Annotated in this window: 16 protein-coding genes and 1 pseudogene; 6 read left to right on the top strand and 11 right to left on the bottom strand. The window is 38.7% G+C overall.

The features are described from left to right. Positions 1–380 precede the first annotated feature (380 nt). Both NST81_RS01100 and NST81_RS01095 read right to left on the bottom strand, forming a co-directional pair. Positions 381–2,063 carry a hypothetical protein gene (locus NST81_RS01100; protein WP_341027783.1) on the bottom strand — a complete coding sequence of 561 codons (1,683 nt, stop codon included), beginning with the start codon at positions 2,061–2,063 and terminating at the stop codon, positions 381–383. 283 nt (positions 2,064–2,346) lie between these two features. Beyond that, on the bottom strand, positions 2,347–3,096 hold the full coding sequence (locus NST81_RS01095) for an SDR family NAD(P)-dependent oxidoreductase (RefSeq protein ID WP_341027780.1): 750 nt from the start codon (positions 3,094–3,096) through the stop codon (positions 2,347–2,349). A gap of 488 nt (positions 3,097–3,584) precedes the next feature. Here NST81_RS01095 and NST81_RS01090 point away from each other — a divergent pair, with 488 nt between their 5' ends. From NST81_RS01090 to NST81_RS01070, 5 genes are all read left to right on the top strand, one after another. Continuing rightward, positions 3,585–4,262, top strand: coding sequence for a hypothetical protein (locus NST81_RS01090; RefSeq protein ID WP_341027778.1), 678 nt, complete (start codon positions 3,585–3,587; stop codon positions 4,260–4,262). 123 nt (positions 4,263–4,385) lie between these two features. Continuing rightward, on the top strand, positions 4,386–5,747 hold the full coding sequence (locus NST81_RS01085; protein ID WP_341027776.1) for an IS4 family transposase: 1,362 nt from the start codon (positions 4,386–4,388) through the stop codon (positions 5,745–5,747). Between the two features lie 59 nt (positions 5,748–5,806). Next, entirely contained in the window at positions 5,807–6,415 is a 609-nt protein-coding gene (locus NST81_RS01080) for a hypothetical protein (protein ID WP_341027774.1), read from the top strand. Next, a complete protein-coding gene (locus NST81_RS01075) occupies positions 6,399–8,381 on the top strand; it encodes a hypothetical protein (protein ID WP_048622416.1) in 1,983 nt (660 codons plus the stop codon). Before NST81_RS01080 ends, NST81_RS01075 begins: the two co-directional genes overlap by 17 nt. Continuing rightward, the gene (locus NST81_RS01070) at positions 8,365–10,245 is read left to right on the top strand and encodes a hypothetical protein (protein WP_048622415.1); all 1,881 of its coding nucleotides are present in this window, start codon (positions 8,365–8,367) and stop codon (positions 10,243–10,245) included. Before NST81_RS01075 ends, NST81_RS01070 begins: the two co-directional genes overlap by 17 nt. A 492-nt stretch (positions 10,246–10,737) precedes the next feature. On the opposite strand, the gene NST81_RS01065 is transcribed toward NST81_RS01070, so the two are convergent. Both NST81_RS01065 and NST81_RS01060 read right to left on the bottom strand, forming a co-directional pair. Continuing rightward, entirely contained in the window at positions 10,738–12,120 is a 1,383-nt protein-coding gene (locus NST81_RS01065; RefSeq protein ID WP_048622414.1) for an MFS transporter, read from the bottom strand. Between the two features lie 248 nt (positions 12,121–12,368). Continuing rightward, positions 12,369–12,716, bottom strand: coding sequence for a cupin domain-containing protein (locus NST81_RS01060; RefSeq protein ID WP_048622413.1), 348 nt, complete (start codon positions 12,714–12,716; stop codon positions 12,369–12,371). Between the two features lie 296 nt (positions 12,717–13,012). On the opposite strand from NST81_RS01060, the pseudogene NST81_RS01055 reads away from it, so the two are divergent. After that, positions 13,013–14,052: pseudogene (locus NST81_RS01055) on the top strand (zinc-dependent alcohol dehydrogenase family protein). A 251-nt stretch (positions 14,053–14,303) separates the two neighbouring features. On the opposite strand, the gene NST81_RS01050 reads toward NST81_RS01055, so the two are convergent. The 7 genes from NST81_RS01050 to ssuD form a co-directional block, all read right to left on the bottom strand. Further along, positions 14,304–15,767, bottom strand: coding sequence for an Msr family ABC-F type ribosomal protection protein (locus tag NST81_RS01050; RefSeq protein ID WP_048622412.1), 1,464 nt, complete (start codon positions 15,765–15,767; stop codon positions 14,304–14,306). After that, positions 15,767–16,687 carry a putative RNA methyltransferase gene (locus NST81_RS01045; RefSeq protein WP_048622411.1) on the bottom strand — a complete coding sequence of 307 codons (921 nt, stop codon included), beginning with the start codon at positions 16,685–16,687 and terminating at the stop codon, positions 15,767–15,769. The genes NST81_RS01050 and NST81_RS01045 overlap by 1 nt, the downstream gene beginning before the upstream one ends. Before the next feature lie 1,351 nt (positions 16,688–18,038). Continuing rightward, positions 18,039–19,286: an acyl-CoA dehydrogenase family protein gene (locus NST81_RS01040; RefSeq protein WP_048622410.1), complete on the bottom strand. Its 1,248-nt coding sequence runs from the start codon at positions 19,284–19,286 to the stop codon at positions 18,039–18,041. 95 nt (positions 19,287–19,381) lie between these two features. After that, complete coding sequence (locus NST81_RS01035) at positions 19,382–20,758, bottom strand: LLM class flavin-dependent oxidoreductase (RefSeq protein WP_048622409.1); 1,377 nt, start codon at positions 20,756–20,758, stop codon at positions 19,382–19,384. 227 nt (positions 20,759–20,985) lie between these two features. Next, positions 20,986–22,194, bottom strand: coding sequence for an acyl-CoA dehydrogenase family protein (locus NST81_RS01030; protein WP_341027762.1), 1,209 nt, complete (start codon positions 22,192–22,194; stop codon positions 20,986–20,988). Positions 22,195–22,267: 73 nt separating this feature from the next. Then, positions 22,268–23,497 carry an acyl-CoA dehydrogenase family protein gene (locus NST81_RS01025; protein WP_341027760.1) on the bottom strand — a complete coding sequence of 410 codons (1,230 nt, stop codon included), beginning with the start codon at positions 23,495–23,497 and terminating at the stop codon, positions 22,268–22,270. A gap of 61 nt (positions 23,498–23,558) precedes the next feature. Further along, the gene (gene ssuD / locus NST81_RS01020) at positions 23,559–24,713 is read right to left on the bottom strand and encodes an FMNH2-dependent alkanesulfonate monooxygenase (RefSeq protein WP_341027757.1); all 1,155 of its coding nucleotides are present in this window, start codon (positions 24,711–24,713) and stop codon (positions 23,559–23,561) included. Between the last annotated feature and the right edge of the window lie 472 nt (positions 24,714–25,185).

Here is a 25,185-nt window from a genome sequence, read left to right as displayed (position 1 = left end):
CTCACAAGCGGTCACTTGGAGATTTTTGTATCGAGTATCCGCTTTTCTAGGATTAGTAGATTTATATTGAAATATATCATGAAACAATTTATTTATCAATAGAAAGATTTTATATTTTCCGAAATTTCCAATAATAAATCGAGCAAAAAACTTCTTTCTACTTATTCCACTTTCTAAGTGATTTCCCTGTTAAAAACCCACTTCCATATGCCGACGAATCTCTAAAGCGAAAGTAGTTTAAGCATCACCACTAACATAAATAAAAACTTGCCGCTCCCTCGATTTCAGACTTGATCTGTTTGAACCCCACAAACATCTAATCTATCAAAAGGAAGCGGCAAGTTGTATCTCTATCTCTCAAAGAACAAAAACACTTTTCCTTATTTTTCGAGACCTTTAATCGTCATCTCTTTTACTGGCAAAAATAGTTCTCCTGTATTTAAATATTTCACATTTACTCGATCTCCCGGCTGCAAGTAAATAGCGAGCGGTACGAGTTCTGAGCTGACAACAAAATTTTCTTTATTGTTCAATAAGAATGATACGTTCGTATAATCACCCACTCTTTCTTTAAATACACGCACAACCGTGCCAGCAACGGTTTTAGCATCTGCTTTTGAACTGCCGTTTACGGTGCTGTCGCTGCGTTGAAGAGCCGTTTTGTACATTTTTAGTGCTTCATTTGGTGTGTCTGCGTATACAGATACTTCAGGGTTAGCAGCAGAGACGATGAAATATTTTTGCAAAAAGCCGTTCGAATCTAGCACAGGTGTTAACCAACTTGCTTCACCGTAAAAATTATAAAGAATCGGCATCGAACCTTTCCATTTTTTCTCAATAAATTTTTTCTCGATAATTTGCAAATCTCCTTGTGAATCCATATACGATTCCTGTAAGTTCCCTGTATAATACGTCGCTTTTCCCGTTCTGCCATTGGTCAATGAATAGCCGAGCATGGAGTCAACATCTTTTTTAGGACTTGTGAAATCGGTAAAGTAGTACATATTTCCATGATCATCAAAAACAGGACTTACATTGGCTTCGGTTCCTTCATCAGTTGGTAATTTGACATCTCTTTTTCCGAAAATACTGTTCCAAAAACCATGAACGTATTTACCAAAATAACGATTTTGCAAACTGACAGCCTCAGGAGATACTGCGCCATCTATAAAAGCCGGCACTTTCTTCAAAGAATAGGATTTTGTAGCACCCGTTGCCGGATCGACGACAACGACTCCTGTTGTTTGAAAACCATTCCGTGCCGAGATAAAATGCCCGTACGTACGAATGTAATAAGGTTTTCCCTCATCGTCAATTTCTAACTGCGGGTCGCCATAAAAAATTTTCGTCGGGTATTTTAAGCGCATATGCCGTTCTACATTTTTTTGAAAGAAAGAAGATGGTGTATACGCCATTTCTCTTTTCACAAATTTCGGATTATCGTCTGCATTGGTCGCGCTCATCATAAAGTAGCCGGGGGTCACCTTCCCTTTCCACCATTTAAAAAAACCAGAAAACTCTACCGGTGCGATATATACATATTCGCCCTTTACTTTTTGAATTTGCAAATTTCCCAGCTCATAATAGCTCGCATTCGGAACTTGCCCAAACGCTTTTTTCATTTTATTCCGCGCAAATTTAGGCGGAACACTGGCTGGCTTCTCTTTTTCATCAAACGGTTCTATATCTACTTTTTGATCCATTTTGGCAACTTTATATTTTTCATTCGCATTCCATAATGGCGCTGAAAGCATATAGACAGCCACGATTAAACTTCCTAAAAAAAGAACCCCTTTGATGAGCCGTTCTTTCCCATCCGCCAAGAAAAACCCGAATAAAGTCGTTATCATGAACAACGGCCATAAAGCCGTCCAGTTGCGGTCGATGTTCGTCACATAATACACGATAACGGCCACGATAAAAACAACCGCGACGATGCTTATAAAGAACTTCCCTTTCCCCGTTATGTATGCCTTTCCTTTTTTATTTCCCCCCGTCATCGGTACAACAAGCACCGCTGTACCAAAAGCAATGATAATGGATAACAATATGATTGATCCCATTTCCATTCTCCTTTCTCTTCTTGTGTTTCTACGAATATACTGGAAAATGGTTTCATTTTACCCGATTGAAGTTATAAAAGTGAATATTTTACAGTTTGATTGGACAAAAGAAACTGTGAGGGCGGATAAAATGCGGGTTTGTGCTTATCTCGTAAAGGCCAATCATTCTGCAAAATAATTGATCTAAAAATGAAGAGGGTGCCCCATCTTTCCACTTTCGGGGCGCCCTCCTCTCCATATTCTATTGCCGTGTCCATCACAACTATATTCCAAAACTCAAACTTTATTCTTCATAGATCATTTTGATCGTCATGCCACCGTCTATAACAATGTTTTGTCCAGTAATAAAGTCATTCTCAGGATCGGTTAAATAAAAACAGCCTTTCGCAATGTCAATAGGTCGGCCCACTCGCCCCGCAGGATGTTGAGAGTGATCGATTTCGTTCAAACTCTCGTAATTTTTCGTTTCAATCCAACCCGGACTTATGGAATTGACACGAATATGATAAGGGCTAAATGAAACAGCCAACGCATGAGATAATGCAACGATTCCACCTTTCGTCGCCGCATAAGCTTCTGAGTGAGGCTCCGACATAAAGGCGCGAGTCGAAGCCATATTCACAATCGCACCGCCATTTTCATTCTTTTTCATATATTTTGCCGCTTCACGTGAACAGAGAAAGACACTCCTCAAATTCGTATGGATGATATCTTCCCACTCTTCCACTGTCAGCTCTAGCGGATCTTTCCATCGAGAAACTCCGGCATTATTAATTAAAATATTCACCTTACCGTACATTTCATTGGTTTTCTGAAATAAGTGGATAATATCATTCGGTTCACGCACATCGATTTGAATAGAAACCGCTTCTCCGCCTTGCGTTTTGATTTGTCTGGCAACTTCATTTCCTGTCTCTACATTCAGCTCAGCGATGACCACTTTTGCCCCTTTTTTCGCATATTGTTCTGCGACGGATTTGCCAATTCCGCTCCCCGCTCCCGTTACAACCACCACTTGATCTTGAAAGTTCATGGAATCTCACTCCTTTTCTCTATTTCAAATAATGCTCTGATTCGACGTTGCAAAATACGTTACGAATGCCAGTTTTTTTCGTCCCTAACTCTTGGACATTCAGTTTCGTTTTTTCAAAAAAATGGATACACCTAAAAGCGTGAACATTTCAAATAAAAAAAGCTTATGGCCACAATCATTATACAAAGAATTTAAACTAATGAATTTTTCTTATTATAGCGCAAAGAGCCCTTTTACTACATTCCATAAAACGGTTTTCTTGCTTTTAAATTTCTCGTTGGAAGGAAATGTCATTTCTAGCTAAAATGGGTTATACCATGACAAGGTTTTCGACAAACTTTGGATGGTGAACGCTTAAAAATGCTATAATCATATGTAAAAAATGGAGGTATTAGATGAATTTATGAGAAACTTGATAATTATTGTCAAAAAAGCAGATATTGAAGGTATTGAAATCTTTATACAAAGGATATGAAGGGGCGAATACAATGAAACAACTTCCAAAGGAAATGTATGAGAGCTCTTTTGTTGAACAAGTGATCGAGTTAATGTCAAAAAAAATTTTATTAGAAACGACAAAAATGGTAAAATTAAAGGTTCCCGGTTTTTCTAGCAGCAAAGTCAAAACAATCCCTGAAGTAGTACTAAGAAACCATTTAAAAAAAAAGTTGCAAAAAGTAAATAATGCCAAAATATTATTCACAAGTGTGATCGAAGCCACAGAAAATGAATATAGCGGGCTTCCGCAAGAAGAATTTCTATATAAATTGGAAAATGACAAGGAAATCGAGCCCCCTATCAAACTAATATTACTTACTTATTATTTCCCTGCTCTGTATAAAAATGAAAAGGATACAATCATAAAAAGTCTATCAGAAAAGAGTAATTTAGCTGAAGCTTTGTTAGGGGAAAAAGATATAAAAAAAGAGTTAAAAGCTCTTGCTGCTCTTTCCATGAATGATTTGGAGGAAAGGCTTTCCACAATTTTCCCGAATATAGAGCAAGTTTTTTTAGATGGTAGCGATACGAAATCAGTCGTTTATCCATTTTTTAAAGTATTAAAAGAAATGGAGAAAGATACATTTCACGGTATAGATATTGATCAGTTAAATCAAGAAAGTTATTTACTCAGCTTTCGCAGTCCAAAATCTTGTTTAAATGCTTGATGTAAATGGGTTTTGGAAGTACAAAATTATCATTTGACATTTTTTAAAACATAAAGAAAGACACCTATTCTTTTGGTAAAATATTGGTGACGAAACCAAATCCAAAAGAAAGGTGTCACCACTATGATAACGAATAAAGACTACTTTGCGCAATTACCAAAAGAAATTAAACAAGGATTTTCCGAATTAAATATTGGATATCATTTAAGAAAAGCGAATATTACGAAACTTTCCGGGTATTCTTGTCTTACTGTTTTCAAACTGATTTTTCTTTTAGTCTTCCAATATAAGAACTGGTTTCGTGCTTTTATGAGTAAACGATCTCAGGATCTGCCCGGAAAGGATACAGTCTATCGCTTTTTAAATACACCAACCTATCATTGGAGAAAGTTTCTGCTTTCATTAAGCAGTGAAATGATCCGTCTGCTTCAACCATTAACTTCAAAAGATCGTGTCACAGCTTTTGTGATTGATGATTCTGTCTTTTCAAGAAACCGTAGTAAGTCGGTTGAACTGTTGGCTAAGGTTTTTGATCACTCTACCCATCAGTACTTGAAAGGGTTTCAAATGCTTACCCTTGGCTGGACCGATAGTTTTACTTTTATTCCCGTTGATTTTGCTCTTCTAAGTTCACCGAAAAAGGAAAATCGCCTGCAAGAAATCAATACCGATATTGATAAACGAACATCTGGCTATAAGCGTCGCCAGGAAGCTCTGAAATCAAAACCGGACGTGGCTTCAGCTTTACTTGATCATGCGCTTGAAAAAGGGATTATAGCTGACTATGTTCTCATGGATTCCTGGTTTACACAAGCGCCTTTAATTGAGAAGATTACGAACAAAGGGTTATTTGTCATTGGCTTGGTGAAGCAATTAAAGCAGCGATACGTTTACAATGGTGAACGTTTCACACTGAATCAACTTTACAAATTGGCAAAACCTCACATGGGTAAAAAAGACATTCGCGGATCCGTTTATGCTACTTTAGACAATGGAATTCCAGTAAAAATTCTATTTGTACGAAACCGTAATAAACGGAGCGAATGGCTTGCCATTCTCAGCACAGATACAACATTAGAAAATGAAGAGATCATTCGTATTTACGGCATGCGTTGGGACATTGAAGTCTTCTTCAAATGCAATAAATCCCTTTTAAATTTAGAGAAAGAATTCCAGGGACGTTCCTACGACATGTTAATTAGCCATACAACCATTGTTTTTACACGATATATTCTCATTGCTTGGCAAATGCGAAAAGAGGAGGATCCTAAGACGATTGGCAACCTTTTTTACATCCTTTGCGAAGATGTAAAAGACATAGATTTTATTACTGCCCTTCAATCACTTATTGACCTTTTCCAAACTTTGGCGGAAGCCGAGGTTTCTTTGAACATGGACATCTTTAAAAATCAAATGAATAAATGGTTGGCCACTATACCTAATTATATCAAGCAATGCTTAAATATTTCTGTGTGCGAAAGTTGAGTTATTTACATATATGCATTTTATTCATTCAAAAACTGATCGAAAAATGGGAGGAGGAATTGGACCGCAATGAACGCTCAATGAAATTACAAGATAACAAAATTCAGCAATTAAAAGATATGAATGAAAGGTTAAACAAACAACTAACAATGATAAAAAATGAAATGAAGGCTATGAAGACAGAACGTGAACAACTCGCAAAAGAAGTGACAAACAAAGAACTGGTGCTGCAAAAAATCATAAAAGAAAAAGAAATTTCTGAGCATCAGTATAAAAAAGAAATTGAACAATTGCATAAACAAATGGAGAAAATGTATTCCATTCAAGAAGAATCAAACAATAGAGTCCAACCTTTTCAATTAATCAGAGAAGACATTAAAGTGTTTTTGTCAAAAAACGATGAAATTATAGAAACGCTGATTGGGAAAGAACGCGTTTGCTACTTTTCTTCAATCGATCATTTTTCAGAACAGTTAAAAATGATCGAAAAAGAACTTGTATTTATCGTAACAGACGGTATTTCAACGAAGGATATATTTAAAATTGAAAAGCTTTTAAAAGAGCATCATAAAATCCAATATCGATTGGTAAGCCAAGGAACACAAAACATTATCCGTTCAATCATTTCATATTTAGAAGGGGAATTGCGCTATGAGGTTGTTAACTAGAATGAATCCAGAAGTTGAACGAAAATTAAAGGATGCATATTTTGTCGGACGATTGGTTTCAGAGAGCGAAATAGCAGGAACATTGCTGGATGAAGCATTGAAATATAAAGATGAATATAATGAAGATATCCAATTTTATATTAAATGTTTATCACCTATCCCTGAAGAAGTTTCAAAACATTTTTCGTTTCAAAACAAAATTTTAACAGGGAATACTCGCAGCAGGCAAAATAGAAAATTATTTAACGAGTTGATCGACTACGATCATCTTATGTTTTATGAAAGGCTTGAGAAAGTCAGAGAGTTATTGGAAGGAAAGCTCCTTGTATTTAAGCTGGATCCTAAGCCGGAGTTTGTTTATGTAGATATTGTGAAAGTGGAAAATATCGAGCCACAAAGCAAGTATGCGTTAATCCCTGGTCCGCAATTAAAGGTGGAAGAAACGAAAAAAGATTTAGAAATGAAATTGGTGAAAAAAGGGTATCCAATCACACTGAATTCTTATCCGAATATCTTCGATTCTCCTAAGTTTATTTATTATGAAGGTACTTTATATCAAGTATCATTCAATAAATCGAACAATCCGACAACGTATTCACAAAAAGATGGAGTGGATGTCCGTTTTATTGAAATAGAAGATGAATTTGCAGAAATCGTTCACGCTAGAATTGACAATGATTTATATTTTATCGAAAACAAGGAATTGTCGAATTTACAAGATAAAGTCTATAAAGAAGGGATAAGCTTAATTGAGCAATTTTCATATTCCGAACCGGAAGAAGGAATTGAACAGGAAATTGAAGATCATTTTACAGACCAAAATGTAAAGCGTACGTTTAATAAAGAAGAATATGAATTTTTGCAGCGGTTTATTGAAAAAGCTCAAAACCAATATCGATTGTTTTACGATGAAAAAGATATGATCTCCTTCCATGTCAGTGTAAAAACAAACATGCTAACGATTATTGGCGGAATGTCCGGGACAGGAAAAACGCAGCTAGCCAAAATTTATGGAGAAACGTTAGGTCTTGAGCTTGGAAAAAGAATGTTGATCATTCCTGTTTCTCCGTCATATAAAGAACCAAATGACGTACTAGGTTTTTTAAATCCTTCAACAGGTGTTTATCATGAAAGTGAAACTGGGCTAGTCAGTTTATTATTAGAAGCAGAAAAACATCCGGATCGCATTCATATGGTGATATTTGATGAAATGAACTTATCACAAGTCGAACACTGGTTTAGTCCTTTTATATCCCTATTAGAATTAAATGAGGAAGAAAGGTATTTAACACTCTTTAGTGATCAAGATCGTTGTATTAATGGCCATTACAAATCCAAAATCAAAATTCATAACAACATTATTTTTGTTGGAACGGTTAATTTTGATGAAACGACCACAGATTTTTCAGACCGTCTATTAGATCGAGCAAACGTCATTTATCCGAGAAAAAGAAGCTTTATCGGAATAAAAAATGACTATAAAAAATATCAAAAAGTAAAAGAAGTTGAACCTTTAAACGTGATTCATAAAGCGTTTTTGAAAAATTCCAGCATAGATGACGATTTGTTAAATCTATTATCAACGGATGAATTAACTTTGCTTGATCAAATTCATGAATTGCTTCAAACCTATGACAAACAGAAAGGAGTTTCGTTTAGAACGGTCAACGGAATAGCAAGGTTTATTGCCAATGTCCCCGTTAACGAAGAGGGAGAAGCCATGATATCAAGAGAGGAAGCTTTCGATTTTCAAATTGTCCAACGAATTTTATCGAAAATCAAGGGAATTGAAACGTTTGTAGGTCCGCTTGTAGGAACATATGTAGATGAAAATCAGTATGAAGAAGGAGCATTAGTTAAAATCTTAATATCAGAAACCGGACAAAAAGTATCGAAATTCACCAATTCAATTAAGTTTATTAAACAGAAAGCTAAAGAGTTGATGCTATATGGATACGTTCAATAATTGTATGGTAATAGATAAAAAACTTCGCTTACCGTTTCATCTGCACTTAGAAATAGGAAATCGCAAGCAGCCGATCGGCCATTTAATTTCAGACATCAAAAATGTTATGAACTATGTATATGAAATTGAGGAATATAAAAAGTTAGCAGTGGTGTTAAATAGTGAAGAAAATGATATCGAAATAGAAGTCATTTGGAACAAAATATTCGGAGAAGACGAAAAAGATTTTTATGATGTTTTCATTTTAAATAATCTAAACAACCAAAAAGTGTTATATCAAGAAAACGCAAATATCGTTTATCCATGGCGGTGTGGAACTTACATTTTTGAAATTCGCTATCATTCACAAAGCTATTATGGTGCTTTTTCGATCACACCAAAAAATGTCACGAAAATCCAGTTAAAAAAAATTCACAATTTATTAAATGAAAAAATCCAAGGGATTACTGAAGATATAATGAATTTTAATCATGGATTAGGAGAGCAATCGATCTTTGACAAGAGTCATTTTGTTTCTTTTTATAAATGGTATGAGAAAGCGGAGAAAAAATTATTTGCCTCCCTTGACAGCATTCAAAAGGAAAGCGAATCAACCATCATCTATGATTACGTGGTCGAGAATATCCCTAAACATCTCGATTCAACCAGCATTAAATGGCAAAATAGTTCCAAAGGCTTTCTTTTCAAACAGTCTAAATATTTAAACCGTAAATATATCACATCTGTGGATACGGACAATAATCGAATGGTAAAAACGAAAATACATGAATTACTAAAACGGTTAACAGAAGGGAAAAACGAATTGAATCCTTATTTATCCAAACAAAAACAAAAAATAGAGAACACATTACAAGATTTAAACCAAATAAAAACAGAAATAAATAGCATTTCGAATCGAAACACGATCACCTATTCACATAAGAAAAAAATCGAAAACACCTATCATCGGCTGGAAAGAAAGTTGCAACAATATCGGATCGAGGAAAAACAGTTATTAAACTTGATGGAAAGGGTGAAAAAATCGAGTAATCGATTACAAGCCGTTTTAGAGCATTCGTTTTGGAAATCGATTTGCCACCACCAAGTAAAAAGAAAAACAAAAATTCATAAAAAAAGTTACTTGTTATTTGATCATATCATGCAACAATTAAAACAACAGTCAAATCCAGCTCACACAGAGGAATGGATCATCCCAGCCTATAAACCTACGTATTTGTTGTATGAGTATTTTGTTTACTTTGTTGTCATTGAAAGTCTGCAATATTTAAATTTTCATTTTCCCGCTGATTATGATTTAAAGGAGCAATTAAAGCTGTCATTATATAAAGACGGATTAGATGACGGAACAAAGATTACTCTCGAAAACGAGGAACGCCGTTGTTTGATTGAAGTCATTTATAACGAGGAACTGGAATATAATTCACGATTAGCCATTGAGAAAAACAAGCATTTTTTCAGTACAAAATTCCGAAAAAAGCCTGATATTAAAGTTGATTTATATAAAATGCAAGATCATCAAAAGATCTTCCAATCTTCATTTGTTCTTGAAGTCAAATACCGTCCATTATACAATATCTTCCAAGAATATGGTTCCACCTCCACGATGGAGCAAATGGATGATTATAGAGGAATTAAATATACCGATGACAAAGGAGAAATAAAATTCAATATCGTCAAAGAAGTAGTTTGTGTGTATCCCGGCGACGATTATAAAGAAGTATTATTCAATACGGATTACGGCTATTTTTTGCAACTCTTCCCTAACGATCAAGAAGAATCAGACCTCCTCATCGGTGTGAATGAATTGCAAAAATTATTAACCGAATGGATTGATTGCTTTTGTCCGATTCCGGTCTCTAAATAAGAACTAGTTTGATTGCAGTTTGTTTATGGAAAATGAAGCGATTTTCTTCTCTTTGCATGATGATCGAAGCAAAAGACGACAAAGCTTTCGGCTGATTCCAATACCATCGATTGACGTTTGATACTATTTTTTTTCAATATGAAACAAAAGGGAAAGCCCTCTCCCATTTATAAGAATGTGGAGAGGGCGCGCTTCTTTTATGACCATTCAAAGGTAGATCTATGTCATTATCTCAAAACATAGATGATAAATAATCGCTTTTCGGTAAAAATTATTTTTTTCGCAGCAATCTTGCAGTAACCATTTATTTTTGTACATGGAAAATACGAAGCAGTTTTGATCCTTCGTATACATGTTTTCGGCAAACAAACACCATAATGATTCCCCCGCACTATTAAAACTACTTTTGAATTAGTCAGTTGCTTCCACATTTTCAATGACAAAAAAGGTAATTGGTGTACTGGCAACAAAAATTGACTTTTCAGAACACTGTTAGAGCTTCAGAGCCGTGATTTCATTCTTTTTTTCTTTTAACAGCTTTTTATCCCATAGAAGAGTCAAAAGCGCAATCAAATAGAAAACGAGACAAATAACAGTCATTTTTGTAAATCCACTTACAGAGATTTCCCCCGTATTATGAACTGCTTCGACTAAAGTGGAAAATAGCCCTGCTGCAAAAGCTCCTGTTCCAAACTGAATCATTTGGAAAACTCCCATATAGCTGCCTGTTTCCTTTTCGGGTACGGAAAGCAGCGCAATCGCATTTAAAGCAGGCATCGAAACCGTCCCACCCATTCCCAATAATAAATAGATGATCCCGAACATGAAAATAGCAGGAAGACGAATTATTCCGCTTACACTTAATAGAAAGACCCCCATGATCGAAATCATCATTCCGATTAATAAAGTTCGGTGCGGGGCTTTATCCGCTAATTTTCCAGCCAATCCAGCAAAAAATACGCCAATGATGGAATCCATTAATAGAATAAACCCTACTATTTGCGGCTCCATATGATGGACATCTCTCATGAAACTTGGAACATACAGTAATACAGCATTACTCACCATATACAATAAAAAAACTCGAAACAATGAATGGATAAACATCCAATTTTTCCATGCGCTCGTTGGGAATATGGCTTTCCCTTGCTGTTTACGTTTTTCAGAAAAAATGAGCAATCCTAAACTACAAAATACGATAACAAACGCTATCATTTTGGTCATAAGACGGGTATGTAGAAATAAAACTTGCACCGATAGAATAAACCCTAACAAACTCATCGTGCTTAAATAAGGCAATGTTGCCTTTTCATCAGAACCTTGAACTTCTGAAACAACCCATCTTACGAAAAGAAAAGATAGAAAGGAAATGAGCGATAATAAATAAAATATGGTTTCCCAATGAAAATAACGTACAATGAATCCGCCCAAAGCGGGTCCTACAAGAGTAGCAGCCGAAAGTGTCCCCGAAAACCAGCCAAAAGCCCAGCCCGTTTTATCTTGAGGAAACAATTTACGGATCAGAACCACTTGAGCTGGAACGATCATAGAATCTGCGACAGCCTGAAAGGACTGAAATGCCAAGAATAAGTACCAATGATGAAGGAATCCGCTTAAAAAACTGGATAGACAAAATAACAGCAGCCCCATGCTCATCAACAATTTGGGAGAAACTCGATCAGCCAAATGGCCAAATAAAGGAAGACCCGTCGCGAAAACAGCGAAAAACAAAATATTCCGAATTTGCAAGGAAGAATAGGAGATATGAAAGCTAGCCACGATATCTGGAAAAGCTATGGACAGCATCGTACTGCTCATGACAGAAGCGAACACGCCAAAAGATATGCATAAAATCATTACATATTGTTTTTTCATCTATTTCGTTCCCTTTCAAACATGGAAGAATGATCATTCATATGTTCACAGTTTATTCAATCGGGTGTAAATGCACGAAAATAATTCTCCCCTCGATTTTATTTTTCCTCTTTATTCTTAGCACCTTTTCTCCTTATTCATTTAAGCCCGCAATCCTTCGCAATAGAACCAAAAAATAAACACGGATAAAAAAGCATTTTCCCTCTTTTCACCCGTGCTTTCATTAGCTGCTTACTTTTCTGGAAACATTAGATTTCATCTACTAATATTCTGTCGCCATGACTATGAGGTTGAGATACAACCAAAAACTCAACTTCTTCATTTGATTCATTCATCATTTGATGCGGAGTCAAAGGAGGCACCTCAATCCCTTCTTGTGAATGTAAAATAATCTTTTGACCATCTATCTCAATAGTTGCTGTACCTTTTAATACAAAGAAAAATTGGCGTGCATATTGATGATAATGTCTGACCTCCGAAGTATTGGGCAACATACGTTCTTGAATCACGCTTAAATTTGGACTTTTCACTAAATGCCATCCATCACAATGGTCACCCCATATGTAATGTTCAGCGTTTTGTTTGGTTATTTTCATATTGATCTCTCCAATAACTTTTCTTCTATTATACTAGAATAAATATTTTTGATTGAATCTAGCATTTTTCGCTATGTACCCATACTCTCAATAATTTCCATTCCAACTCTCCCTCACGCCTCCTATAGAGCAGAATAATTTAATGATCTCAAGGGGAAAATACTAACAGGACGATAATCCACTTTAGTAACGCCTAACCACTTTAGTAACGCCTAACCTGGTTAAACCCTGACGGTACGACCTTTCATTTGGTAACCGAGGGGAACTTCGCGAACGAAACCATAGGAGGTATAATGATGAAAGCACTTGTATTCCATGGACCGAAAAAAATCGAATGGGAAGAGAAAGACAAGCCGACGATTCAGAATCCGACTGATGCCATTGTAAAAATCACCAAAACGACGATTTGCGGCACGGATTTGCATATCTTAGGCGGAGATGTACCGGCGGTAACGGACGGCCGAACACTGGGACACGAAGGAATTGGAATAGTAGAAGAAGTCGGCACGGGTGTCAACAATTTCAAACCCGGAGACAAAGTGCTGATTTCTTGTGTCACTTCCTGTGGAAGATGCGATTATTGCAAAAAAGCGATGTATGCCCACTGTGAAAACGGTGGGTGGATTTTGGGCACTTAATCGACGGAACCCAGGCAGAATACGTTCGGATCCCTTATGCCGATACAAGCATGTATCATATTCCTCCGGGAACCGATGAAGAAGCACTTGTCATGTTGAGCGACATTTTACCGACGAGTCTGGAAATCGGGGTGATCAACGGTGAAGTTCAGCCGGGTGATGTCATTGCGATTGTCGGCGCAGGACCGATTGGAATGTCGGCACTCTTAACGGCACAACTTTATTCACCGGCGGAGATCATCATGATCGACCTTGACGATAATCGCCTAGAGATGTCTAAAAAGTTCGGTGCCACTAAGACAGTGAACAGCTCTACGAAAAATGCGGTTGAACAGGTGATGGAATTAACGGATGGAAAAGGTGTTGACGTGGCGATTGAAGCCGTTGGGTTTCCGGTAACCTTCGACATCTGTCAGCAAATCCTAAAGCCGGGCGGACGTCTAGCCAATGTCGGTGTACACGGCAAGCCTGTCGAATTGCACCTAGAACAATTGTGGATTCGAAATGTGAAGATCTCAACCGGACTGGTCAGTACAAGTACAACACCGATGTTGTTAAAGACAGTGGAATCAGGGAAGATCTCGCCGCAGCAGTTAGTCACCCATCGCTTTCCTCTGGATCAAATCATCCAAGCATATGATGTATTTGGCAATGCAGCCAAAGAAAAAGCGATGAAAGTGATTTTATACAACGATTAACCTTTTGATTAAGAAATGGCTCGAACCCTCTTAATATGGGCCAATTCATTTTGAGATTGCTTACCTGCTGCTTTTCTGAACGGAGAAAAGAATACAGCTTCTACACAAAGTCGTTTGCCAAAAGACAAACGACTTTTTTCAATAACGCAAGAAAAGATAAATGATATATAAAATTTGTCCTTTATGCACGAAAAAAACTCTGGCCGGCATCCACAATGAAACTATTATTTTACCCGCAAATGAGGTCTAACTTAGTTTCTTAATTTTAGTTGTTGGTTTTCAATGACATATATATGATCTGCTACACGTTGAATAAACATGTGATCGTGTGATACAAGTAGGACAGTACCTTCATATCCTTTTAAAAAGCGTTCTAACGCTTCAATACAGAAAACATCCAAAAAATTGGTCGGCTCGTCTAAAACCAGCACATTGTATCTTCCCAAAAACAATTGACACAATACTAAACGGATCGCTTCTCCACCACTTAAATGGCGGACATTTTTTCTCAAATCATTTCCAGTAAAATTCATTGCGTGTAGGACAGCACGGATCTTGCTTTCATCATAGTCGCTCCGTTCTTTCATAAATGCAAGTACAGTTTCATCTTTCTCAAATTCATAACCCATTTGTTCATACGATCCGATGACAGCTTTAGGAGATACGATAATCCCTTCTCCTTGTTGGATGATATGGCGAAGGAGTGTTGTTTTCCCTGAACCATTTTTTCCTGTAATCACGATGGTGCTGCCTAATGGGAATTGGAAACTAGCTTCTTTGAGCAGGATTTTATTTCCTGCCTTTAGCGTTAATCGGTCTGCCATAATCGGAAACTTATTGTGTAGCTTGAGAGCCGTTGGCTGAGGAAAATAAAGTGCTTGTTCCTTTTTTGGCGCCTCCACTGCTTCGAGTTGCTCCACTCGCTGCTCAATCGCTTTTGCTGCACGTTGGATCGCCTTTTGGCTTGTATCTTTTGATTTCGTCATAAACATTTTATTTGCCTTTGCTTTCGTTTCCTTTTTTGACATACGATTATTGGCCTTGGTCACTTTTTCGGCCTTGGTCATCTTTTCTTCCGCCGCTTTTAAAAGACGTGTTTTTTCTTTCACGTATTTTTCGTAATCCTTAAGCTGTCTATTACGAGCGAGTTCTTTTTGTGCTGAGTAGTCGGAATAATTCCCTGTATATTCCGTTACACGCCCGTCTTCGACTTCCCAAATTTTTGTAACGAGTTCATCTAACACATGACGATCATGGCTAACAAGAACAAGCGCACCGTAATAATAGCGCAGCTCATCGATGAAAAACTGTACACCGGCCTCATCTAAGTGTGTTGTCGGCTCATCAATCAATAACCCTTCATGGTAGGTGGAGAAAATTCCCGCTAACTTCAAACGTGTTTGTTCACCGCCGCTTAAATTTTCAACTTCTGTCTGAGGTATAGAGAGCTTTCCTAGAAGATCAAAATCTATTTCTTTTTCAATCGGTCTTGACAGTTGATCGAAATAAGCAAAATCCGCAAAGCGATTTACTTGGCCTTTATCTGGTGTAATTTGACCGTCCAAAAGTTTCAATAACGTACTCTTTCCAGCCCCATTTTTTCCAACAATCCCGATACGATCAAATTGGTGTACTGCTAATCGCGGGATATCTAATACTAATTTGCCTAAAAAGGAGACTTCGATATTTTTTAATTCAATATATACTTTTTCCATTATTCACTGCCCCCCATTCGATTGTGCGATGATAACTTTCTTTTCAAGCCTTTATTCATACCAACTAAAATATCTAGATCAACTGTGATCCGAGCGGAGTCCCGATGAATAAACGCATCAATACGTGCTTTATCCGCAGACCAAGCAAGAGGGGTCATTTGAACCAAATTTTTTAGTTCCGTTTCATTAAGGTTCTTTGAATAACATAAATGGAAAACATCCAGTAGTCGGAGATGTTTTTTAAAAAGGGATACTGTTTGATCATTTTTATAGACCCTTTTTTCCTTGTGATCATAGAATGCTTCTCGTAGCTCCTTTAGATAATTAGGTCGAGGAACAACCTTAATGACTAGCCCATCTTCCACTAAAATCCTCTTGAATTCCTTGTAGTTGGAAGGAGATAAGATATTCAAAATCACATGAAACGATTGATCTTCCAATGGTGATTTAGCCAAGTCTCCTACTAGCCAAATTTGGTTTTCGTACCTCTTAGCAGCCATGGCAATGCCTTCCTTTGAAATATCAAGACCCACACCAGTCATTGCCGGAACCTTACATTCGTCCAAAATCCTTTGTAAATGAGAACCTTCTCCGCAGCCTAAATCTACAATCATAAAAGGTTTAACAGAAACATCCATATATTCCGTTATCACTTTCGAAATCATTTCATGCATGGGAGTATATAAATGACTTTCGATAATGATCTTGTGTCTGGCTTTAAACAATTCTCTCTTGTAATGACTCTTCGAGGGATGAGTCATCAAATTTACATATCCTTGTTTTGAGAAATCAAAAGTATGGTTTTTAGAGCATATTAAGCTTTTAAAATCAACAACCTTCATCGAACTTTTACAGAGTGGGCATCTGAATGCCTCTACAAATTCACTGACAAGTTCCGCACTTTTTATTTTTTTGGTCATGTGATCTCTTCCTTTCGAAATCGAGTAGGAGGGAGCGATTAACTCCCGTCCTCTCACACCACCGTACGTACGGTTCCGTATACGGCGGTTCAATTAAGATAATTGACGCAAGTCTTTATAACTTCCGTGAATAGCTGTTCTCTTTATGCCAGTGGTCACTCCACCCTCCAAGAGGTCTCCCACGGGATTCACCGCTTCCTCCCTCAAGTGAGGTACTACGTTTTCTGTGTTCATCATGACTCACTGAATACCAAGGGCTATTCTCTCTTAATTGTTCGGTCCTTCTTAGTTGTTCTAGACCAACTAATACTATGACCTCTGCTGACTTCTGACGGTTCAGCTACTTATCACTAAGTAGGTTATGAAGAGTACTTCACATATCCGCCAGACCTCCCCGGGTAAGTACATGCACTTTCACACCATCTATCCGCCTCATTTACTCGATATGACCTTCGACAGAAAGAGCTTTGTTTTGTTATGCAAACTCACTCAATCATACCTAGCCTTATATGAGGTTCGTGTTCCTCGGACCGGTGTTTTGCCTCCAGCTTCCTTCAGATTCCGCGTCACCACGGACACCCTTGCTCTTGGCTAACCTCTACTTCTGTCTTCGGGGTTCGGGACTTACACCCTATAGTTCATGTACATGCCGGGCGCACATAAAAAAATCACAGGCGATCTGCCTGTGATTCAGAGTAAAGGGAAGAAGACCCATCCTTATTAGATTAGGGGCTATTAGAAGCCGTCACCAAATAAAGTGAAACTTCCATCAGTGGGGGGCAACGCACAGGATGTGCAAGTGCAGATGAAGACATGGGGACACGGTGCTTTTAATAAGCCTTCATCTGCCACTGATGGTTAGTTGAACTAATCGGGCTTTTACGAGCAGTTATTCCCCACTTGACTTCATTGTTTCCGCTTAAGTCTTGAAGCGGGGACTTACTGCCCGTTGAAGCGGGATAAACCTTCCTTTTGCTAAACAAAAGAAGGAGAATGATACATAAATAAAAAAGACAGAACGATCCGTCTGCCTTCTTCACATTACATATTTTCTATATGAAACGAAGATTATTAAAAAAGGACAGACTGCTCCCGTTTACTCTGCATACACAAACAGAGCCTTTGAACGTATTTAATTACTGGTTCAAAGCCGGGAATCGCAATCTGATAAAATACATTTTTTAATAATCCTCCTCTAAATTTAAAAGTACAGAAATTATTATAGAAATCCTTTTAGAAAAAGTCAAAGAAAACCAACTTATTCCTAATGAATTTTTATAAATCAGCATTAAGCTTGCCCACTTTATCTCATTCTTCAAATCCATTCATATTTGTTTTGATTAAAATCGTCTTAAAAATAAATTTCTCTAATCGGAAGATCTGTACCGTTTACTATGTAGCTGCCAATGGCCCGAGCTTTGTAAACTGTTGGATTATGCGAAGCAATCGTGCGTATGTTTCTCCAATGTCGATCCAATTTCGCCGATTGTCTTGTTGCTGAAGCCCCGCCAACTTCGAAAAGCAGGGTAGCGGCTTTTAAAGCAAGATCGTCTACTACCACCTTAGCTTGTGCGGCTCGAAGCGAAGCCTCATGGCTCAACGAATAATCGATCACACCGTCAACGGCTGATCTCACAGCAACATCAAGTGCTTCTGCAGCAGTTAGCACAATCGCTTCTGCAGCAAATGCGATGCTGGAAAGTTGGCCAATCACCTGTTGAAGCTGCGGATCATCTGTCGGTTTATCTGCTGCCGCAAAAGAAAATGTACGTTTACGACGATGTACTAAAGAAGAAGCATCCGTCGCTACATTTCGCAATATTCCGGCAATGACTGCATGCAAAAAGAGCTGTAGATAGGAATTAAACGGAGTCTTTGTACCGTCAATAAACGTTACTTCATCTTTAAATACATACACATTGTTCAAACGGGTCGTGCCGCTTCCCGTTAATTTTTGCCCGATGCCGTCCCAATCGTCTTCAATAATGACTCCTTCCCGGTTTGCAGGAATGATGACCGATACTGTTTTCCCATCGTGGGTGGACGCCGTCACAAAAACCCAGTCAGAATACATCGTACCTGTACTAAAATATTTCGTCCCATTTAATCGATATCCGTCACCGTCAGGGGATAAAGTGGTCTCAAAAGCATATTTTCCAACATTTTTGGACGAAAGTTCGGTAAATGCATTACCGATAATATCGCCGTTGGCCACCCTCTTCAGCCATTTATCACGTTCTTTTTTATCCGGATTTCGAAGATATTCTTCCACTTGGGAATAATGTGAACGAAGGCTGTGTGCTACATCCGGATCTGCTTCGGCTAAGCGGATGATCACTTGGAAAAGATCCCGAATGCTGGCGCCGCCTCCTCCCTCTTCAATCGGCAAACGCAACGCGCCAAGCTTGGACTGCTTGATTAACTTGATCGCATAATCAGGTCGGGCTTCACTATTCGTATTCCTTCGTTCCTCCGCATCCCGGGCAATTTCCTCAATCAATTGGTCCAGTTCACGGGAATTTGGTTTAACCGGCTCAGAAAATGCCGCAGAGGAAAAGGGATCTTGATCTTTTTTTGAAATTAATTGTTTGGAGCTCATCTTACAAAATTCCCCCTTTTGTTTAAAATAAATTATTCGCATCTTCTTAGTCATATTAATGATAAAAACGGCGCCTTTATATTCGATCATTCTTATTATTGTGTTGTACTTTTCGCAGCAAATGCACCTCTATATTTGGCTGCAGGGTGACGTTCATTCAGAAGATCTGATCCAAACAATTTTTTTCGGAAGGTGCTTGGCTCGGAATGGCCTCCACGGGCTAAACCACGTCTTCGTAATACAGGCATCACCAAATCAATAAATTCTTCATAGGAACCGGGAATGACAGCATTGATCATATTGACCCCATCGATTCCTGCTTCCCTCCAAATCTCCAGTTGATCTGCAATGGTTTCAGGGGTTCCAACAATGCGAGACGATCTCGTTCTCAGTTTGGCAAGGTCTCGTACTGTAGGGGTGCGCCCGGGAGTACTTTGCTTTAGCCACTCGTATGTGCTTCTTACTCCCTCTGTTTCAATGTGTTTAAGAGGTGTATCTAAACTGATATTTCCAAGATCAATGCCCATTCCGCCTGCCATATGGGCGATCATCATATCTAAATCAATTTTTTGATCCAGCTCAGCTTCTTTACGTCTCGCTTCTTCTTCCGTCTCACCAATCACAAAAGACAACCCTTGAAAAACGAGAATATCATTCTCATCCCTGCCATTTTGTTTAGCCAATCGCCGGATTTCATTGATCAATTGTCGGGCATTTTCGGGATCAGGTGCTACAATAAAGACAGCCTCTGCATTTCGGGCCGCAAACTCCCTTCCTGTAGAAGATGCTCCGGCTTGAAATAGCACCGGGGTGCGCTGAGGGGATGGTGAAACAAGGTGCGGGCCCTCCACTTTATAACGCTCTCCGATATGATTAATTTTGTGAACCTTTGCCGGATCTGCATGAATGCCGCTCTTGACATCTTGCAACAATGCCCCGTCGTCCCATGAACCTTCCCAAAGTTTATACAATACATCTACATATTCATCCGCCCAGCGATATCGCTCATCGTGAGGAACTAGACCATCATAGCCAAAATTTCGAAAAGCATTTGCCGAATAGCTTGTAACGATGTTCCATGCAATACGACCTTTGGAGATATGATCCAATGTTGAAACGCGCCTTGCAAAATTAAACGGATGTTCCTGAAGCGGAGCCGCCGTAAAAGCTAATCCTAAATACTTCGTGTTTACGGCCAGTGCAGACATAAGAACCATGGGATCATTGCTTGGTATTTGCAGGCCCGTTTTAACATGATACTCCCAGCCGCCGCGATGATTGCCATATAATCCAATCACATCCGCAAAAAAGATGGCATCAAAGCCACCTTCATCCAATTTTTTGGCTAGGGATACCCAAAGCTCAACATCATTAAAGTTCTTCTGATGCCCATTTTCATCACGCCAAAGACCGTGAATGATGTGAGAAGCTGTATTCATAACAAAAGCTGAAAATGACAGTGGTTTGGACATATTTCTTCATCCCCGTTTAAATGTTTTCTTTTTAATATATTTTTAAAAATGAACGAATTAAAAAACAAAAATTCTAAATTTTAAACATTTATTGTTCTTGAAATAACGACCCGTCAACTGATCTTCATTTCGTTAATCGGTTGATTAAGTCTCCCAACGTTTAAAATGCTGAGTTTTATGGATGCAGACCAGCTTTTGGACTGCCCTTTTCTCAAATTCAAATTAGATTACTTACCTTCATTCCAAAGATTCAACGGCAACCCTACTAAAATTTTGCCAATTTGGTCTCGTCCAATATTATTCGATGGAGCCATTGGGATCCCTGCACGCGCATCCCGATAAAGCCGTTCAAATATTCCTTCAGAATATCCATAACCGCCGGCTACATCCATTGCGACCCGCGCGGCAAAATCCGCCGTTTCAGAAGTGTGAATTTTAAACTCTACCACTTCTGATCCAAGTAAACTCAACGGTTTACCCTCCGCCAAAAATTCATCAAAATGTCTTGCTAAATCTATCTGCCATGCTTTTAATGCCGTAATTTGTATTTTCACTTCTGCCAGTTTTTGACGGATCACTTGGTGGTCAGCTAAACTATTATCAAAACCTTTATTTACTGTTTTCGTAACATGATCAACAGCTGCTTTTAGCGCACCTTGTGCTACTCCAAGCCAAACAGAAGCAATGCCGAGCAAATAAATAGGGTTTCCTCCTTCTTCCATTATCTCTTTTCCTAATCCTTCACGTCCCACCAGATCGCGATGATTTACTTTTACATTACTGAAAGTAATGGGTCCGCTATGATTTCCTCTAACGCCTAGTGCCTTCCACGGCTTTGCCGTAATCCCCTCATTATGTCCGTCAACAATAAAATAACTAAAATCACTTGGGTCTTCCGAATCCGGAGTTCTCGTTTGTAAAATATAAAAATCAGCGTATCCTCCACTAGTCGTAAAGGATTTTTCAGCATTAATGATATAATCCTTTCCATCCCGTTTAGCCTGGCTCAAGTTAAACCATACATGCCCTCTTGTCGCTTTTTCACTTGTAGAAAAAGTCCCAATGGCGCCTTCCCGTACAGGCAATAGCCATCGTTCCTTTTGATCGTCATTTCCATATAGAACAATAACCTGCGTTGCCCCCACATGCATGGCATACACTAACCCTGTAGAAGCATCGACCTTTCCGATTTCTTCTGAAACAATGGAAAAGCCTAAATAACCCAAATCTAATCCGCCCCATTTTTCAGGAACGGTTACAGAATTCCACCCTTCTTTAGCCAGCGCCAATAAATTTTCTCTTGGGAATTTTCCTTCTCTATCAATCGCTTCCGCATTTGGTTCAATGACATTTTGAATGATAGGGCTGACTCGCTCTCTGATTTCTTCCACATAAGTTCTTGAATAAATATTTTGATCCGTTTTTAAAATCCCCATTCTAAATACCTCCTAATATCAGTCAAGATCAATCACTTATTAACAATAGATTCAGCTAGTATGGTAGAAGAATTTAAAAGTACACTTCTCTGATTGGAAGTTTAGTATTGTTTACAACGTAGTTCCCTATGGCACGAGCCTTGTAAACGGTTGGGTTATGGGAAGAAATTGTACGAATATTGCGCCAATGACGGTCGAGATTTTCCGATTGCCTTGTTGCAGATGCCCCTCCAACTTCAAAAAGCAATGTAGAAGCCTTCAATGCCAATTCATCTACAATCACTTTGGCCTGAGCCGCCCTCAATGAAGCTTCATGACTAAGATCAAAATCAAGGTTTCCATCAACAACTGAATCCACCGTGGCGTCTAATGCATCTGCGGCTGTCAACACAATCGCCTCAGCAGCAAACGCACTACTCGAAAGCTGGCCAATCACCTGCTGCAAAAGCGGATCATCCGTCGGCTTATCAGCAGCTGCAAAACTGAATGTTCGCTTACGACGATGAACCAACGCGGCTGCATCTGTCACTACGTTGCGTAATATGCCCGCAATCACCGCATGTAAAATAAGTTGCAAAAATGAATTAAATGGGGTTTTATTTTCATCAATGAATGTTACTTCATCTTTATATACGAAAACATTCTCAAGACGGGTTGTTCCACTCCCGGTCAATCTTTGTCCAATTCCGTCCCAATCATCCTCAATAATGACGCCTTCCCGATCTGTCGGAATAAGTGCGGACACCGTTGAGCCATCAGGAGTAGAAGCCATGACTAATACCCAATCAGCATATAGAGTTCCCGTACTAAAATATTTCGTGCCATTTAAACGGTATCCGTCGCCATCAGGGGTTAAAGTCGTTTCATAGACCGAATTTCCTACATTATTAGATGAAAGTTCAGTATAAGCATTACCAATAAGATCTCCTTCCGCTACCTTTTTCAGCCATTTATCACGCTCTTTGCCAGCAGGGCTTTGAAGAAATTCCTCCACTTGGTAGTAATGAAAACGAAGACTATGAGCAACATCCGGATCCGCTTCTGCTAAGCGAATGACAACATAGAAAAGATCACGAATACTGGCCCCGCTGCCGCCTAATTCAACAGGTAAACGTAGGGCACCAAGTCTTGATTTCTTGATTAACTCCATTGCATAAAATGGCCGCGCTTCACTACCAGACTTTCTGCGCACTTCAGCATCTTTTGCAATGGCAGAGATCAGTTGTTCAAGTTCATTCGAATGAAGTCTTACCGGTTCTGTGAATGTCAATGTATCAGAAGTTAAATGTTTTTGATTAGACATTTATCCATCTCTCCTTTTTCATTAATAGATCCATCTATATTTAGCCGCATTTAAATCTCGTTTAACCTATACTTTTGAGTGTACGTTCGTGTTGTTCGGCAGCGGTCGATTTTATATCTCCGCCGAATGGGCTAAGGAACGTCCGCTGATTGGAAGCATCCTTTTGATTAACCGGAAGTTTCGGAAATAATAATTCCGCTGTTCTATAGGCTTCTTCTAAATGTGGGTAGCCTGATAAAATAAAGGTTTCGATGCCTAAATCAGCGTACTCTTTTATACGGGCGGCAACCGTATCGGGATCTCCTACAAGCGCCGTGCCCGCACCGGTACGCACTAATCCAATACCTGCCCAAAGATTTGGACTCACTTCTAATCTGGTACGGTCACCTTCATGCAAACTCGTCATCAAACGCTGGCCTTCTGAATCCATCCGCTTAAATACTTTCAGCGCCTGTGCAATGGTTTCTTCATCCACATGTTCGATGAGATGATTGGCAGCTTCCCATGCTTCCTCTGACGTTGGACGGACAATGACATGCAGCCGGATGCCAAATTTTAACGTTCTTCCTTGGGCAGCAGCGAGCTCCCTCATTTTATTAATTTTTTTCTCAACTTGGGCCGGTGGCTCTCCCCACGTTAAATAAACATCAATGTGTTCTGCCGCCACCTTCATCGCAGCAGGAGAAGATCCTCCAAAATATAGTGGCGGATATGGTTTTTGAACCGTTGGGTACGGCAATTGCCCCCCTTCAATTCGTAAATAGTTTCCTTCTAACTTCACTTCTTCTTCCGTAAACAACTGCCGCCATATCGTTAAAAACTCGTCGGTTAACTCATAGCGTTCATCGTGGTCTAAAAACACACCTTCTCCTGCAAGTTCGACCGGGTCGCCCCCCGCCACCACATTAATTAACAGCCGACCATCGGAAAATCGATCCAATGTCGCCGACATTCGCGCAGCAAAGCTTGGCGACATTAATCCCGGGCGTACGGCTACAAGAAATTTTAGATTTTGGGTTACGGGTGCTAGCGTTGAAGCAACAATAAATCCTTCTTCACATGTTTTTCCTGTAGGAATTAAGACGCCGCTATAGCCCAAGTCATCGACGGCTTGTGCAATTTGTCTGCAATAGTTATAAGTTGCAGGGCGTGAACCCTCTTGTTGATTTAGTTGACGAAAGTCTCCATTTGTCGGAATAAACCAAAAGATTTCCATTTATAATTCCTCCTTGAATATGTCTGTCTATGGGAAGCTTAAATTAAAAAAGGAGACTCCCTTAAAAATGAAAGGAAGTCTCCAGTGGTCCGGTCGACTAAAACACAGATTGCTATTGTCTTTTATCATTGATCCATATGAGAATTGCAGATGATGGCCTAAGTGATTATTTTGCTTCTTCCGCTGATAAAGGTAAAGAAGCACCCCCTTTGATTAAAAAATAAATACAGATATCTTTTCAAATTCAATGTTAGACATACATGAAATATTCGAACATCTTAATAGATTTCATTTTAAAGCTTCCCTAAACGTTTCCTAAAAGAAGCGGGATTCAAAACATCTTTTTTATTTAAATACGTTTCCTTTAAAGGTGGTTTTCTTGCCGGTTAACAGTGATTTTCGCAATCATCGCTGTTCTCTTTTCACATCCAGTGATCTGGTCTGTGTTTTGGTCAAATTCATCTATCTTAAT

This window comes from Bacillus sp. FSL W8-0223 (assembly GCF_038006805.1).
GTDB classification, from domain to species: domain Bacteria; phylum Bacillota; class Bacilli; order Bacillales; family DSM-4216; genus Bacillus_O; species Bacillus_O smithii.
This window is presented reverse-complemented; position numbering and strand designations above follow the sequence as displayed.